This window comes from Allorhizobium ampelinum S4, from assembly GCF_000016285.1.
Classification (GTDB): domain Bacteria; phylum Pseudomonadota; class Alphaproteobacteria; order Rhizobiales; family Rhizobiaceae; genus Allorhizobium; species Allorhizobium ampelinum.
The window spans coordinates 433,482-447,903 of sequence record NC_011989.1; the positions used below are offsets into that span (position 1 = coordinate 433,482).

General features: G+C 57.1%; 12 protein-coding genes. All 12 read left to right on the plus strand.

Translation table 11 applies throughout. From position 1 onward, the window contains the following. Nucleotides 1-113: 113 nt before the first annotated feature. On the plus strand, nucleotides 114-977 hold the full coding sequence (locus tag AVI_RS02080; protein WP_015914789.1) for a LysR family transcriptional regulator: 864 nt from the start codon (nucleotides 114-116) through the stop codon (nucleotides 975-977). A 33-nt stretch (nucleotides 978-1,010) separates the two neighbouring features. Continuing rightward, nucleotides 1,011-2,303, plus strand: a complete 1,293-nt coding sequence (locus AVI_RS02085) for an MFS transporter (protein WP_015914790.1) — start codon at nucleotides 1,011-1,013, stop codon at nucleotides 2,301-2,303. Between the two features lie 137 nt (nucleotides 2,304-2,440). Further along, nucleotides 2,441-2,911 carry a hypothetical protein gene (locus AVI_RS02090; protein WP_015914791.1) on the plus strand — a complete coding sequence of 157 codons (471 nt, stop codon included), beginning with the start codon at nucleotides 2,441-2,443 and terminating at the stop codon, nucleotides 2,909-2,911. A gap of 382 nt (nucleotides 2,912-3,293) precedes the next feature. Further along, complete coding sequence (locus tag AVI_RS02095; protein ID WP_015914792.1) at nucleotides 3,294-4,784, plus strand: acetyl-CoA hydrolase/transferase family protein; 1,491 nt, start codon at nucleotides 3,294-3,296, stop codon at nucleotides 4,782-4,784. Between the two features lie 215 nt (nucleotides 4,785-4,999). Further along, the gene (locus tag AVI_RS02100) at nucleotides 5,000-6,253 is read left to right on the plus strand and encodes an alpha/beta hydrolase (RefSeq protein WP_139192454.1); all 1,254 of its coding nucleotides are present in this window, start codon (nucleotides 5,000-5,002) and stop codon (nucleotides 6,251-6,253) included. Between the two features lie 107 nt (nucleotides 6,254-6,360). Then, complete coding sequence (locus AVI_RS02105) at nucleotides 6,361-7,404, plus strand: proline racemase family protein (RefSeq protein ID WP_015914794.1); 1,044 nt, start codon at nucleotides 6,361-6,363, stop codon at nucleotides 7,402-7,404. 336 nt (nucleotides 7,405-7,740) lie between these two features. Beyond that, nucleotides 7,741-8,481 carry a Crp/Fnr family transcriptional regulator gene (locus tag AVI_RS02110; RefSeq protein ID WP_015914795.1) on the plus strand — a complete coding sequence of 247 codons (741 nt, stop codon included), beginning with the start codon at nucleotides 7,741-7,743 and terminating at the stop codon, nucleotides 8,479-8,481. A 324-nt stretch (nucleotides 8,482-8,805) separates the two neighbouring features. Beyond that, the gene (locus AVI_RS02115) at nucleotides 8,806-9,207 is read left to right on the plus strand and encodes a response regulator (protein WP_015914796.1); all 402 of its coding nucleotides are present in this window, start codon (nucleotides 8,806-8,808) and stop codon (nucleotides 9,205-9,207) included. Beyond that, entirely contained in the window at nucleotides 9,204-9,698 is a 495-nt protein-coding gene (locus tag AVI_RS02120) for a putative pterin-binding protein (RefSeq protein WP_015914797.1), read from the plus strand. The genes AVI_RS02115 and AVI_RS02120 overlap by 4 nt, the downstream gene beginning before the upstream one ends. Then, a complete protein-coding gene (locus AVI_RS02125; RefSeq protein ID WP_015914798.1) occupies nucleotides 9,698-11,953 on the plus strand; it encodes an ATP-binding protein in 2,256 nt (751 codons plus the stop codon). The genes AVI_RS02120 and AVI_RS02125 overlap by 1 nt, the downstream gene beginning before the upstream one ends. Before the next feature lie 108 nt (nucleotides 11,954-12,061). After that, entirely contained in the window at nucleotides 12,062-13,150 is a 1,089-nt protein-coding gene (locus tag AVI_RS02130) for a response regulator (protein WP_041696137.1), read from the plus strand. A gap of 108 nt (nucleotides 13,151-13,258) precedes the next feature. Continuing rightward, the gene (pyrC, locus tag AVI_RS02135; RefSeq protein ID WP_015914800.1) at nucleotides 13,259-14,311 is read left to right on the plus strand and encodes a dihydroorotase; all 1,053 of its coding nucleotides are present in this window, start codon (nucleotides 13,259-13,261) and stop codon (nucleotides 14,309-14,311) included. Nucleotides 14,312-14,422: the final 111 nt, after the last annotated feature.

Below are 14,422 nucleotides of genomic sequence, written 5' to 3' on the forward strand. Positions count from 1 at the left end.
GACAATTTTATTATTGATGCATAAGCGCCGCTGATAGCAGCCGTTTTCTGAAACGGTTGCGCCTTGGGAGATAGGAAGCGTTTCGACGGTCGATTGGTCAATGGCGGAGCAGAATGCGCAATCTCGATAGCGACGCACTGGCAAGCTTTGTAGCTGTTGCCGAGACGGGCAGTTTCACGGCGGCGGCAGAACGGCTGGGACGCACGCAGGCCGCGGTCAGCATGGCGATCGGCAAATGGGAGGAGCGTCTTGATCTGCGATTGTTTGATCGCGGGCATCGCCGGGTGACATTGACGCCGATCGGGGAAAGATTGCTTGGCTACGCGCGGCGCATACGGGCAATCGAGGATGAAGCCCTGGCCACGCTGCTTGAAGGTCGCAATGAAAGCCGCGTTCGGCTCGGCATGCCCGATGACTACCTGACACTGTTCGGTACGGCGCTGATGCAGCGTTTTGCGCCACAGCATCCCAAGGTCAATCTGGACCTACAATATGATTTCTCTCACCATCTGGAAGGCATGGTTGAAAGCCGGGAGCTGGATATTGCCATCATCACGCAAAGTCCGGCAGAGCCTAAGGGGGAGTTGATCCGCCTGGAACGGCAGGTTTGGTGCGCGGCGCCAAACCGTTACCCGGAACACAGCAGTACCATTCAACTGGCGCTTTTTCCGGACGGCTGCCGGTCCCGGCCACAGGTTCTGGCAGCGCTCGACCGTGCGGATCGCCGTTGGCGGATTGTCTATTCGTCATCGGACATTGCTGGAATTCAGCTGGCGGTTCATTCAGGAGACTTGTTGACGGTTCTGCCTGAGACGGCAGTGCCTGCGAACTGGCGCAAGCTGGGGATGGATGATGGCCTGCCGGAACTGCCGATCCTGCGGCTGGCAATGGTTCTGCCCCAACAGCCGCGCCTGCCGGTCAGGCAATTGGCGACGTTCCTGCGTGCAGAATTCCAGCATTCTCTTTCTACCGCATAATGCCTTGAACCGCTATCACCTTGGAACAGCCCCATGATCTCCAATGCACTTGCCTCCATGCTGGCACGGCGTAACATCCATTATGGCTGGATCGTCGTCGCGGCAACCTTCCTCACCATGCTGGTCACGGCAGGTGCGATGGGCGCCCCAGGCGTACTCATCAAGCCGCTTCAGGATGAGTTTGGCTGGGAAACCTCGCAGATTTCTTCGGCACTTGCCGTGCGGCTGGTGCTGTTCGGCCTGATGGGGCCGTTCTCGGCGGCGTTCATGAATTATTTCGGCGTCCGGAAAGTCATCGTCTTCGCAATGATCCTGATTTCCAGCGGCTTCATTGGGTCCTTGTTCATGACGGAGATCTGGCAGCTTCTGGTGCTTTGGGGCGTGGTCGTCGGCCTCGGTACAGGCCTGACAGCCATGGTGCTCGCTGCCACCGTTTCGGCCCGCTGGTTTACCAGGCATCGCGGCCTTGTCGTCGGCATGCTCTCGGCAAGCTCGGCCACCGGTCAACTGGTTTTCCTGCCGCTGATGGCGCAACTGACGGAAAGTTACGGCTGGCGAATGACAGTGTTTTTCGTCTGTGGCATGATCCTGCTGGCTGCGCTCATCGTGCTTGCCGTTATGCGTGATCGCCCCTCCGATCTCAACCTTCCCTCTTTCGGCGAGGAACAGGTGATGCCGCCACCTCAGCAAGCCGGTGGCCTGCTGACAATGCTGGCAACACCCGTTTCCGTGCTCAGGGAGGTTTCAAAGACATCCACCTTCTGGATTCTCTTTGCGACATTCTTCATCTGCGGGCTTAGCACAAATGGCCTGATCCAGACGCATTTCGTCACGCTCTGCGGCGATTTCGGTATTCTTCCGGTGGCAGCCGCCAGCGTGCTTGCGGTGATGGGCATTTTCGACTTCTTTGGAACGATTGGCTCCGGCTGGCTCTCCGACCGCTTCGATAATCGCTGGCTGCTCTTCTGGTATTATGGCCTGCGCGGCTTGTCGCTGCTCTTCCTGCCGTTCAGCGATTTCAGCTTCTACGGGCTGTCGATCTTTGCTGTCTTCTACGGCCTGGACTGGATTGCCACCGTGCCCCCAACCGTGAAGATCGCCGCCGACCGCTTCGGTCGTGAAAAAGCAGGGATCGTTTTCGGCTGGGTCTTTACCGGTCACCAACTCGGCGCTGCGACCGCAGCCTATGGCGCCGGTCTGTCACGCACGCAGTTGCAGAGCTATTTACCCGCTTTCTTCATCGCCGGAGCTTTCTGCCTGCTGGCCTCTATCCTGGCGATTACCCTGGAGAAAACCGGACGCTCGGCGCTCTCGGCAGCCCGTTGAGACGAGGAGCCATTGTCAGGGAAAAGGAGAGGCTCTCCGTTTCAAATAGGTCGGTTGATAAAAATCGAATTATTGATTTAGCTGAATGCATACTTGGCCATGATAAATTCCTCCCGGATAGAGTGTGAGGATCAAGTATGATTGTTCAACTTAACACCTCGGTTCCTTCTGCGGGTGCGGCAAAAGAAGATACGGCCAGCCCATTGCAGGAAGGAGCCGTTTTGCCGGAGACCTTAAGTCTTGCCGAACGGGAGACCTATAATCTGGCCTTGGATGCGCAAAATGGTGACAATGTTCTGGATAAGGTCATTCTGAACGTTGTACGGCCTCCCGCTCTCGTGTTGTTTGCCCTTCTGGATGCGGGCCGGGTCTTCCCGGATGTGCCTCTGCCCCAGGCGCAGGATGCGTATGATCGCATGGCTGATACCACGGAGATCGAGGTGCCTGATGTCGGCGAAAGCTCGAAAAACCAACCGGGAACCAAATCCGCCAAGACTGACAGCGGCTTCGCCGACAGTGGAAGCAATGCAATCTCTTCGCCCATTGCTGCCGGAACATCGTCCGCATCATCGACTATCTCCACCTCCGCACCGTCGATTACCGCCTGATCCCAGAGGTCCAACTTAAGGCCCGTGCGCCCTAACGTTAAAGTGTCCCTTAAGAGTGTTTTCAGGTCTTGAACCTGTACGCTAAACGTCCGTTTGGACGCTCTCCAACTTGCATGGATGGCAGCGCTTGATAGCGCAAGCACCGCGCCGCGCGCAATTTACCGACTTGAGATATGTCAATGCCGACCATCCGGCAATCGCGTTTTATCGCGCCGACGTTACCCCAGTATTCACCGGTGAGTTTGGTGCCATGGGGGTAAATTATGAAAATAACATAAGATGTTACAATTGACGTGTTTATGCCTGACCGGGCGAAAAAGCGTTGGTGCGGGCCAAAGTATCCCTTCCGGGCAGGCCTGACGATAGAGGAGATGGATTTCCGATGTTGCGTGATCGTATTCGCTACAGGCCTCTGATGGACAAGCTGGTCACGGCCGACGAAGCCGCCGCCATGATAGAAGACGGCATGACCATCGGCATGAGCGGCTTTACCCGCGCCGGTGAAGCCAAGGCGGTGCCGATGGCGCTGGCGGAGCGGGCTCGCAAGCATCCTTTGAAGATCACACTGATGACCGGCGCGTCGCTGGGCAATGATCTCGACAAGACGCTTGTCGAGGCCCATGTCGTGTCGCGGCGCATGCCGTTTCAGGCGGATCCGGCGCTGCGCAAGGCAATCAATGCCGGCGAAGTGATGTTCATCGATCAGCATCTTTCGGAAACGGTGGAGCAATTGCGCACCGGTCAGATCGCGCCGGTCGATATTGCCATCATTGAGGCGGTGGCCATTACCGAGCATGGTGGCATTGTGCCGACCACATCGGTTGGCAATTCTGCCAGTTTTGCCATTCTCGCCAAGAAAGTGATCATCGAGCTGAACCTGTCGCAGCCGATCACGCTGGAAGGCCTGCATGACATCTATATCCCGTCGCGGCGCCCGGCCCGCATGCCGATCCCCGTTGTGACGCCGGAAAGCCGTGTCGGGCTGCCCTATATTTCCATAGCTCCTGAAAAAATTGTCGCCATTGTCGTCTCTGAAAAACATGACAGCTCGGCCCCCATTCAGCCGCCGGACGACGATACCAAGGCCATTGCAGGTCACCTGATCGAGCTTTTGCTCAACGAAGTACGCCAAGGTCGGATGGGCTACGATCTCCAGCCGTTGCAGGCCGGGATCGGCACCATTGCCAATGCTGTCCTGCATGGCTTTATCGATACACCGTTCCATGACTTGAAGATGTATTCGGAAGTTTTGCAGGATTCGACCTTTGAATTGATCGATGCTGGCAAGATGAGTTTTGCCTCCGCCTCGTCGATTACCCTGTCGGCGGAGATGTATCAGAAGGTCCTGCCAAAACTGGCTGAATACAAGCATCACCTCGTGCTACGCCCGCAGGAAATCAGCAATCATCCGGAAGTCATTCGGCGGCTGGGGCTGATCTGCATTAATACGGCGCTTGAATTCGACCTCTACGGCAATGTGAATTCCACCCATGTCGGCGGCACACAGATGATGAACGGCATCGGTGGTTCGGGCGATTTTGCCCGCAATGCCTATCTGTCGATTTTCGTCACCAAGTCGATTGCCAAGAATGGGGCGATTTCCTCTGTCGTTCCCATGGTCAGCCATGTCGATCACACCGAACACGACGTCGATATTCTCATCACTGAACAGGGGCTTGCCGATCTGCGGGGCCTGGCGCCGCGCGAAAGGGCGCAGCTGGTTCTCGACAATTGCGTGCATCCCGATTACCGCGACCAGCTTGCCGATTATTATCAGAGGGCGCTCGTGCGTGGCGGTCATACGCCTCACATTCTCGAAGAGGCGTTTTCATGGCATCAATCGATGCGTGAGACAGGAACCATGCGCCGATAAAAATTGACTGGTATCAAGCGTCTAATGACGATAAACCGGTTTCGACACCAGAGCCGGGCTGCATGATGCTGACCCGGGACGGATATAGACCGGACCCGACAATGATCAAGCCGCATGCCGACCGATCCGCCCCTTGTCTTTCTGAAAACCCGTCTCTTCCTGAAAAGCAGAACATCACAACTCTTCCCCGCCGCTCAAGGCGGCGTGGCCTCTCCATGTCCATGCGCTTGGCGGCCCGGCCACTCGCTATTATCATGCTCGGCGTGCTGTTGGCGGGCTGCGCGTCGCGGGCGGTGGGCGTGATGAAGCCGGTCGGCGCGGTTAAGGCCGCCAATGCCAGCGAGGTCAATCTCCTGGCTGCGACGACCCGCGCCCCCTCCGAAGATAAATCGATCCTGTTCAGCGGCGAGCGCGGAACGGGTCTGTTGATCGATGCCGTCACCATTTCGATTCCTCCCGCCGCAAACCGCAAGATCGGCGAGGTTCAATGGCCAAAGAAACTACCGCCCGATCCGCGCAAGGACTTCACGACCGTTGCCGTCCAGCCCATTCAGACCGACCAGCAGCGCCGGACCTGGCTGAACACTCACGCAAAGGGCAAGCACCGCGTGCTGCTATTCGTGCATGGGTTCAATAATACCTACGAGGATTCCGTCTATCGCTTTGCCCAGATCGTTCACGATTCAGGGACGGATGTGGTGCCAATGGTGTTTACCTGGCCGTCTCGCGCCAGTATTTTCGATTATAATTACGACAAGGAAAGCACCAATTATTCCCGCGATGCCCTGGAAGAGATGCTGACCCGCATGACCAGCGACCCGCAGGTCTCAGATGTGACCGTCATGGCCCATTCGATGGGATCGTGGCTTGCCGTTGAAGCGCTGCGGCAAATGGCTATCCGCCATGGCGGGGTCAATGCCAAGATTACCAATGTCATTCTTGCCTCTCCAGATCTGGATGTTGATGTGTTCGGCAAGCAGTTTCAGGCCTTGGGGCCAAAGCCGCCACATTTCACGCTGTTTGTCTCCCAGGATGACCGGGCGCTGAGTATTTCCCGGCGCATTTCCGGCAATGTCGACCGGCTGGGACAGATCAATCCGGCCAATGAACCGTATCGAAGCGTGCTCGAAAAGGCTGGTATCACCGTTCTCGATCTGACCAAGCTGAAAACGGGTGATAGGCTGAACCACGGCAAATTCGCGGAAAGCCCGGAAGTGGTGCGGCTGATTGGTGGACGGCTGATTGCCGGACAGACCGTCACGGATTCGCAGGTCGGTGTCGGCGAAGCCCTCGGGGCCGTCACTATCGGCGCCACCAACACGATCGGCCAGGCCGCCAGCACCGCAATCAGTGCGCCGATCATGATCTTCGACCCACGGACCCGCCGAAACTATGGTGACCAGCTGAAAAAGCTTGGCGAAAGCGCTGGCTCGACGGTTACCTCCGTCGGTGACACAGTGCCACGGTGATCTCTGCTCTATAATTACCACCTTGAATCGATTTCGGTTTCAGGAATTATGCAGTAGATCGCCTTTTGCTTGAGGGATTGATCAGCCACGAACCGGAGGATGCCGCGATGAGATGGAAGCGGATGATGCAATTGCTCGATGTGCATTGCGAAGGCGAAATCGGCAAGGTGGCGATTGGTGGGGTTCCGAAAATTCCCGGCGATACGGTGGCGGATCAGTTGCATTGGCTGAATACGGACCCGAAGGGCCGGGAGCTGCGGCATTTTCTGGTGTTGGAGCCACGCGGAGCGCCAATTGGCTCGGTCAATCTGCTGCTACCGGCCAAGGACAGCCGAGCGGATGCCGCCTTCATCATCCTTCAACCGGATCAGGCCCATGCCAGTTCCGGCTCCAATTCGATCTGCGTCACCACGGCCCTGCTTGAAAGCGGCATGATCGAGATGCAGGAACCGGAAACGGTGGTGATGCTGGAAACCGCCGCCGGACTGGTCAAGGCCGTGGCACAATGCAGGGACGGGCATTGCGACAGTGTCACCTTGACCATGGTGCCTTCCTTCGTTCACGAACTGGACGCGCAGATTGCCACGGAGAGTTGGGGCGAGATTCGTTTCGATCTCGCCTATGGCGGGGTTTTCTATGCGCTGGTGGATGTCCGCCAACTCGGGTTAACTATCGAGCCCGGCAATGCCCGCCGCCTGGTGGAGGCGGGCATGCTGTTAAAGGGCGAAATTAATCAGCGCATACAGGTCGTCCATCCGGATATTCCGGCCATTTCCGGCGTCGCCTATGTGATGTTTCGCGATGAGGACCCGGACGGCGCGGTGCGGACCTGCACCACCATGTGGCCGGGCCGGGTGGACCGCTCCCCCTGCGGCACCGGAAATTCGGCCAATCTCGCCACGTTGCATGCGCGTGGCCGGGTCAAGCCGGGTGATAGCTTTCTATCGCGTTCGATCATCGGTTCGCAGTTTACGGTCGGGTTACAAGGCCTGACCACCGTTGCCGGTCGCTCCGCGGTCATTCCCACCATTACCGGACGCGGCTTTACCTATGGCATCCACCAGGTTGCCCTGGATGCCTTCGATCCGCTGGGAGGTGGGTTCGTGTTGACGGATGTCTGGGGTGCTGCGGCCGAAACCATCAAGATTTAAGAGCTGTGATGGCGCCCGGCTGGGGTGCCTCCCGACATCGGGAATCTTAAAACGTGAGGGAGCGTCACAAACCCATCTATTCTTAAGGTTGTCAATTGCATTGAATACACCGTAATACAGTCTGTCAGCTTCATACGGAACTGGCTATCGTGCCATTTCTTATGTTTTCGTTTGTCTTTTCAGGAAAGCCGGGTTGCAATTTTCCTAAGGCAAGCTTTGTAAATCTAGGGTTTTCGGCAGAGCACCAGCAACCGGTTTTGGACACGATGCCACACCGTGGCAAAGCGAATTTCGGACGATTGGCAAAGCGCATGGTGCTTTCGGCAAGGGGACGCAATGACATCGCAAGATACTGCTGATACTGGCATGGCAGATATGGACATGACAGATACGGGCATGTTTCTGGCCAAGGCGGATATTTTCGCCAGCCTGACACCGGAAGAAGATAGGGCGTGGTCGCAGCTCTGCACCGTTGAGAGCGTTTCGGGTGGCACGATTGTCCTCGATTATGGCATCAGGCCCGAAATTGTGCTCGTCGTCCTGTCCGGCGCTCTGCGTGCCACGTTGCGTGTTTCAGCCGGAAAGGAGTTATTTCTGGATATGATCGGCCCCGGCGGCACTATGGCAGAAATGGATGCGATACGCGCTGAAGGCTATAATCTCTGTCTGATGGCCACCACCGATGCGACGCTGGTTCGAATGCCAGTGGACGTCTTCAATGACATTATCGCTCAAAAACACACCGTCTGTCTGAGCCTTCTGTCCGTATTGGTCCAGCGCATGCACGTCCTGCATGCCAGAATATGCGAGTTTTCCTATCTCGATGTCCGGCACCGCCTTTACACAACCTTGCTACGATTGTCGAAACCCTCTGAGGACAAGCCTCAGCAGCGCACGATCTCTCCGGTGATTATTCACGCGGCCTTAGCCGAACATGTTGGCGCACGCCGCGAAACCGTCTCACGCGAGATGTCGCGTCTGGTGCAGGATGGGGTGATCGAACGCAACCGTAATGCGATTGTCATCCGTCAGCCCCATGAGTTATTGCGGCGCCTGTCGCAATTCGATTTTGCATGAATTGTTATTTTTCCCAATGGTTTAGGTCGAAATTCAAGGCGACGGTCCCTCATCGATCTCGCCAATTGCCCTAAAACAAGAAAAACTAAAATTTTAGCTTATTGCTTTAGTCAATTTCAGTGTGCCCCTGCTACAAGCAAGGGTAATCGCTGAGACTTGGAGCGCTGACTTGGTTCTGCATGATGCAGACTGCTCCCCGCAAGGTCCAGCATGGAAACTGCAATCCTGACATGATGCTGCCCGAATGCGACAGTCCGCCCGACCGTTGCGGATGTGTTGTCATCAGGTCTGCTGTCCCAGCGAAAACCCTCAACGGAGGAAACCATGAGCATTCTGATCGTTGAAGACAATGCCACCAACGCGATGATCCTGAAACATCTGGCACGCAAGGTCGCCGATGATGAAATCATCGTGCAGGCCGATGCCAATGAGGCGCTGGTTCTGTGTCACCAAACGCTATTCGATCTGTTGATCGTCGATCAGATCCTGCCGGGTATGAGCGGTTTGCAATTTGTCACCACGCTCCGCCAGCTCGGCCGTTATGACCAGGTGCCGATCATTATGGTTACCGCCGACAATGAACCGGGACTGCGCCAGGCCGCCCGTCAGGTCGGCATTACCGACTTTTTGACCAAGCCGGTTGAAGCCCTGGCCTTCCGCCAGTTGATCGCCAATTACCGTGGCGGCAGCGTTGCGGGTGAAGCGCGGGGCGCTGTGGTCCGATGAAAGGATATGTCCTCGCCATCGCCCTGCTTTTTGCCTTGGCACCGCGCGCCGAGGCTCTCGACAAGCCCAAGGGTGCCGTCATCCTGACTGTCGAAGGCAAGCTTTCCCACTCCAATAGCGGCGACAAGGCCATTTTCGATCTCGCCATGCTGGACGCCTTGCCAGGACGGACCGTGACGCTTGAGACCCCATGGACGAAAAAGCCTGCCACCTATTCCGGCCCCTTGCTGCGCGCTGTTCTGGATGCCGCAGGCGCTGGACGGGGAGCTGTCACGGTACGGGCGCTCAATGACTATTCGGCAGTCATTCCGCCAGAGGATGTAACCGGGCTCAACATTATCCTTGCCACACGCATGGACGGCGAAACCATGCCGGTGCGCGACAAGGGCCCGATGATGGTGATCTATCCGTTCGACGAGGACAGCAGTCTCTATACGGAAACCTATTTCGCGCGCTCCGTTTGGCAGATCAAATCGCTCGAGGTTCGGTGATGCTGCTCGCTCCCGCCACGGCGCAAAAACGTCAAACGCAGCCAAAGACGACAATGATCCTGTTGATCCTGTCGGGTGTCTTGCTGCTGACATTTCTTCTGCTGTTCAAGGACGTATCGGATCGCTACCGCCTGCTGTTTGACGATATCCGGGAAAACGCAGTCTGGTCGATCTACCAATTGGACCGGGAAGCGCGCGCCCTCGATTATGTCCTGGTGGAAGCCAGCAACCAGGGTGCCAGCGACGAGAAGGCAATCGCGCAAGTGTCTATGCGCTACGATATCCTCCTGTCCCGGATCAACCTGGTCAATGACTCCAAATTCGGTAGCTATTTCAACAGTGACACGACGATATCAGGCCATTTGCAAAGCATCGGCGACATCATCCGGAAAATACAACCGGTTTTGGATGGATTTCAAACTGGCGTCGTACCGGACACTCAACAGATTGAAGAGGTGAAGCGGGACCTGGATGTCTTGTGCGCGCAAACCAACGACCTGTTGATCTACACCAATTCCTACGTTGGCAACCAACGCTCCACCATCCGCAGCGCCATGTTCGAGATGGAAAAGACCTCGGCCATTATGCTCGGTCTGTTGATGGCGTCGGTAATCTTTCTCGTCGTCACGTTACACCGCCAGCTCAAGTCGGTCCGCGAGACCAGTCGCCGCCTGGAAACCATGACCAGGGAACTATCGGATGCTTACGAGGCCGCCGATTCCGGCAATCGGGCCAAATCTCAGTTCATGGCCACCATGGGCCACGAAATTCGTACACCGCTCAACGCCATCCTGGGCATGGCCGAATTGCTGGAATATTCACAGCTGCCGTCTGATGCCCTGCAAAGCGTCAAGACCATCCGCTCGTCTGGCGAAGCGCTGCTGGAAGTGATCAACGAGATCCTGGATTACTCGAAGATCGAGCATGGCAAGCTGGAGCTGGAAGAACGCGCCGTCGATATTTCCAGCCTGGCTGAAAATACCATCAGCATCATGCAGGGCCGCTCCGACGATCAGGACAACCAGCTGGTGCTGGATATTCCGGTGTCTCTCGATGCGCTCTACGTGCGCACCGATCCCACCCGCCTGCGCCAGGTTCTACTCAATCTGCTCAGCAATGCCATCAAATTCACCCAGAACGGCGTGGTGACACTGCGGCTGCGCGAATTCTATCGCGGCAGCGCGTTGATGTTGCGGTTTGAGGTGGAAGATACCGGCATCGGCATCGACGAGACTGGGCTTGCCAAATTGTTCAAGCCATTTTCGCAGGTCGATGCCAGCATTAGCCGCAAATATGGTGGTACCGGGCTTGGGCTGACAATCTGCAAGCAGATTGTCGAGAAGCTTGGCGGCGAACTGGGCATGAGCAGCACGGTTGGGGTCGGCAGCATCTTCTGGTTTGAACTGCCGGTCATGGCAGCAGGAAAGGACGATGTCCGCCAGAATGCCCGCCACAGCAGCGCGGATTTGCCCCGTCTGAAGATCCTTCTGGTGGAGGATAACCGGGTCAACCAGCAGGTTGCCAGCCGTTTCCTGTCGAAACTCGGTCAGGATGTGGTTGTGGCTGGCGATGGTGCCCAGGCGGTCGCCCGCACCGAGCGGGAAGTCTTCGACATGATCCTGATGGATATGCAAATGCCGGTCATGGACGGTATCGAGGCAACCCGTCATATCATCGAGCGCGGCGGGGCTTCCGCCTTGACGCCGATTGTTGCCATGACCGCAAATGCTTCTGACGACGATCGCCGTCGGTGCCGCGCTGCCGGCATGGTGGGATTTGAATCCAAACCCGTGACCATGAACCGCCTGCGCGACCTCATTCTGAGTTTTGCACCGGTGGACCGCGAACAGGTCTCGGGTGAGGAGCCGGTTGAGACCAAGCCTCAGCAAGACAGTGTGTTGGACCATAGCCCACTGACGCTGCAACAGCATCTTGACGAGATTAACGGGCTTGATGAAGCCCGTCATGACGAACTGGTCGAGGCTCTGGGCGAAGAGATCTACCAGGAACTGATTGAATCGTTCTTTGACGATGCCGCCCAGCTGCTTGGCGAATTGCACAATGCCATGGCCCAGCGCAATCCCCGCGAAATCGATCGCGTGCTCCACACGATCAAGGGGGCTGCCGTCAATGTTGGTTTGAACGATATTGCAGGCTTTGCCCATGCGTTAAGAGTGCAGCAGCCAACGCCGGATGCCGTTCACAGGTTGACGCAAGAGGTGGATTTGATGAAGCTCAAACTGGTAGGAGCCTGAAACGGCGGAACCATTCCAACCCCTGAGGGAGCGCTTGGGGAAACCTACGGGGCGCATTGAACCCCGCAGACAATTGAAACAGGTGGCCTGACGGTCGCGGAGGCTATAATGCGCATATTGCTGGTTGATGATAACAATACCAATTTGAAACTGCTGACCCGCCTGGTCAAGAAAATCGACCACTGCGAGCCCGTGGCCTTTTCAACCCCGGAAGAGGTGCTCTCCGCGCTGCCGGAGCTGGATTTCGATGTTGCCATCATCGATTACCAGATGCCGGTATATAACGGCGTCGAGCTTTACACTGAGATCGTAAGGTTCGAGAAATATGCCCAGGTGCCGGTGGTATTCATCACCGCCGACAAGGATATGACAACGCGGATGGCCGCGTTGAATGCCGGGGCTATCGACTTCCTGACCAAGCCGGTTAACCCGATCGAATTCCAGGCCCGCATCCACAATATCGTCAGCCTGTCGATTGCCCGTCGTCAGCTGGCGGACCAGGCTGAATGGCTGCGACGCGAAGTGGACAGGGCCGTGGGCGAGTTGCGGCAGCGCGAACAGGAAATCATTGAACGCCTGACGCTGGCAGCCGGCTACAAGGACCCGGATACGTCGCGCCATACCTTGCGGGTCGCCGCCTATGCACAGGCCATCGCCCGTGAAATGGGATTGCCGGAGCAGTTCTGCACCGATCTGAAGCTGGCAGCGCCGATGCATGACATCGGCAAGGTCGCCATGCCCGACACGGTCTTGCTCAAGCAGGGCAGGTTGACCGAATCCGAATATCGCCAGATGCAATCCCACGCCCAGATCGGCAGTGACATTCTCGCCCAGTCTCATTCCTCGCTGCTCCAGCTTGCCGCTGAAATCGCCGCCAGCCACCATGAGCGCTGGGATGGGCAAGGCTATCCCAACCGCCTGGCAGGCGATGCCATTCCCCTGTCCGGCCGGATCGTTTGTATTGCCGACAATTTCGACGCCCTGACCACTGAGCGCCCCTATAAGCCTGCCTGGTCCTATGAACGGACTGTGGAGCATGTGTTGGCGCGGGCTGGAAGTCAGTTCGACCCGGCCTGCGTTGCCGCATTTGAACGGGCGCTACCGGCAATCCATGAGATTATTGAGGCCGACCGGCGTGAACAGGCCGAGGAAGCAGCCAGAAAGGCCGCTGCCCTGCCGTTGGACAAAATCGCCTGACGGCATTGCCGCGCTTGCCTCCAACGCTGAACATGGTATTTCCAGCATGGATATAGGGCGCAAGCAGTTTGCAGCGCCGCCAAGCCTGATACTCGCCGGAGATCCGCCATGCGCTCGCTTACCATTCGCCGCCCCGATGACTGGCATCTACATCTCCGCGACGGCGCCATGCTGGAAGGTGTGATCGGCGATACCAGCCGGCACTTCGCCCGCGCCATCATCATGCCCAATCTCGTGCCGCCGGTGGTGACGACAGCGGATGCAGAGGCTTATCGGCAGCGCATTCTGGCCGCCGTGCCGAAGGGCGATCGCTTCGAGCCACTGATGACCCTGTATCTGACCGAGCAGACCAGCCCTGATGATGTTGAGGAGGGCAAGACAACCGGACTGATCACCGCGGTGAAGCTCTATCCAGCCGGTGCCACCACCAATTCTCATGGCGGCGTGCGCGATCTCGACAAGGCGATGCCCGTTCTGGAGCGGATGGCGAAAATCGGATTGCCGCTCTGTGTCCATGGAGAAGTCACGACGCCGGAGGTGGATATTTTCGACCGTGAGGCGGTGTTCATCGACACGGTGCTGGACCCGTTGCGCCGCCGTCTACCGGAGTTGAAGGTGACGATGGAGCATGTCACCACATCCGACGGGATCGATTATATCCTCAGTGCCGATAGCAATCTGGCTGGCTCGATTACCACCCATCATCTGATCATCAACCGCAATGCCATTCTGGTTGGTGGCATCAGGCCGCATTATTATTGCCTGCCGGTTGCCAAGCGCGAAAGCCATCGCCTTGCCTTGCGCCGCGCTGCGACCTCGGGTGACAGCCGGTTTTTCCTTGGCACGGATTCAGCCCCGCATGTCGATCCTTTGAAGGAATGCGGTTGCGGCTGCGCGGGCATTTATACATCCATCAACACAATGAGCTGCCTTGCCCATGTGTTTGAAGAGGACGAGGCCCTGGAGCGGTTGGAAGCCTTTGTCTCGCTCAACGGTCCGGCCTGGTATGGGCTTCAACCAAACGACGAGATGATAACTCTGGTCAGACGTGACGCACCGGTCGCCTTTCCGGCAAAGATCGAAACGGGTGCGGGACCCGTCACCGTTTTCGACCCGATGTTTCCAATCCATTGGGACGTCGAGGCCGCAATACAGGCTTGACCCGATGCGGATCATCCATCAAGTTGACGGTCATGATGGAGTAAGGAAAACTGAAATTTATCCTCCGCGAAGCTTTTTAAGGCGAATATTGGCATAGAGACCTATTCCTGG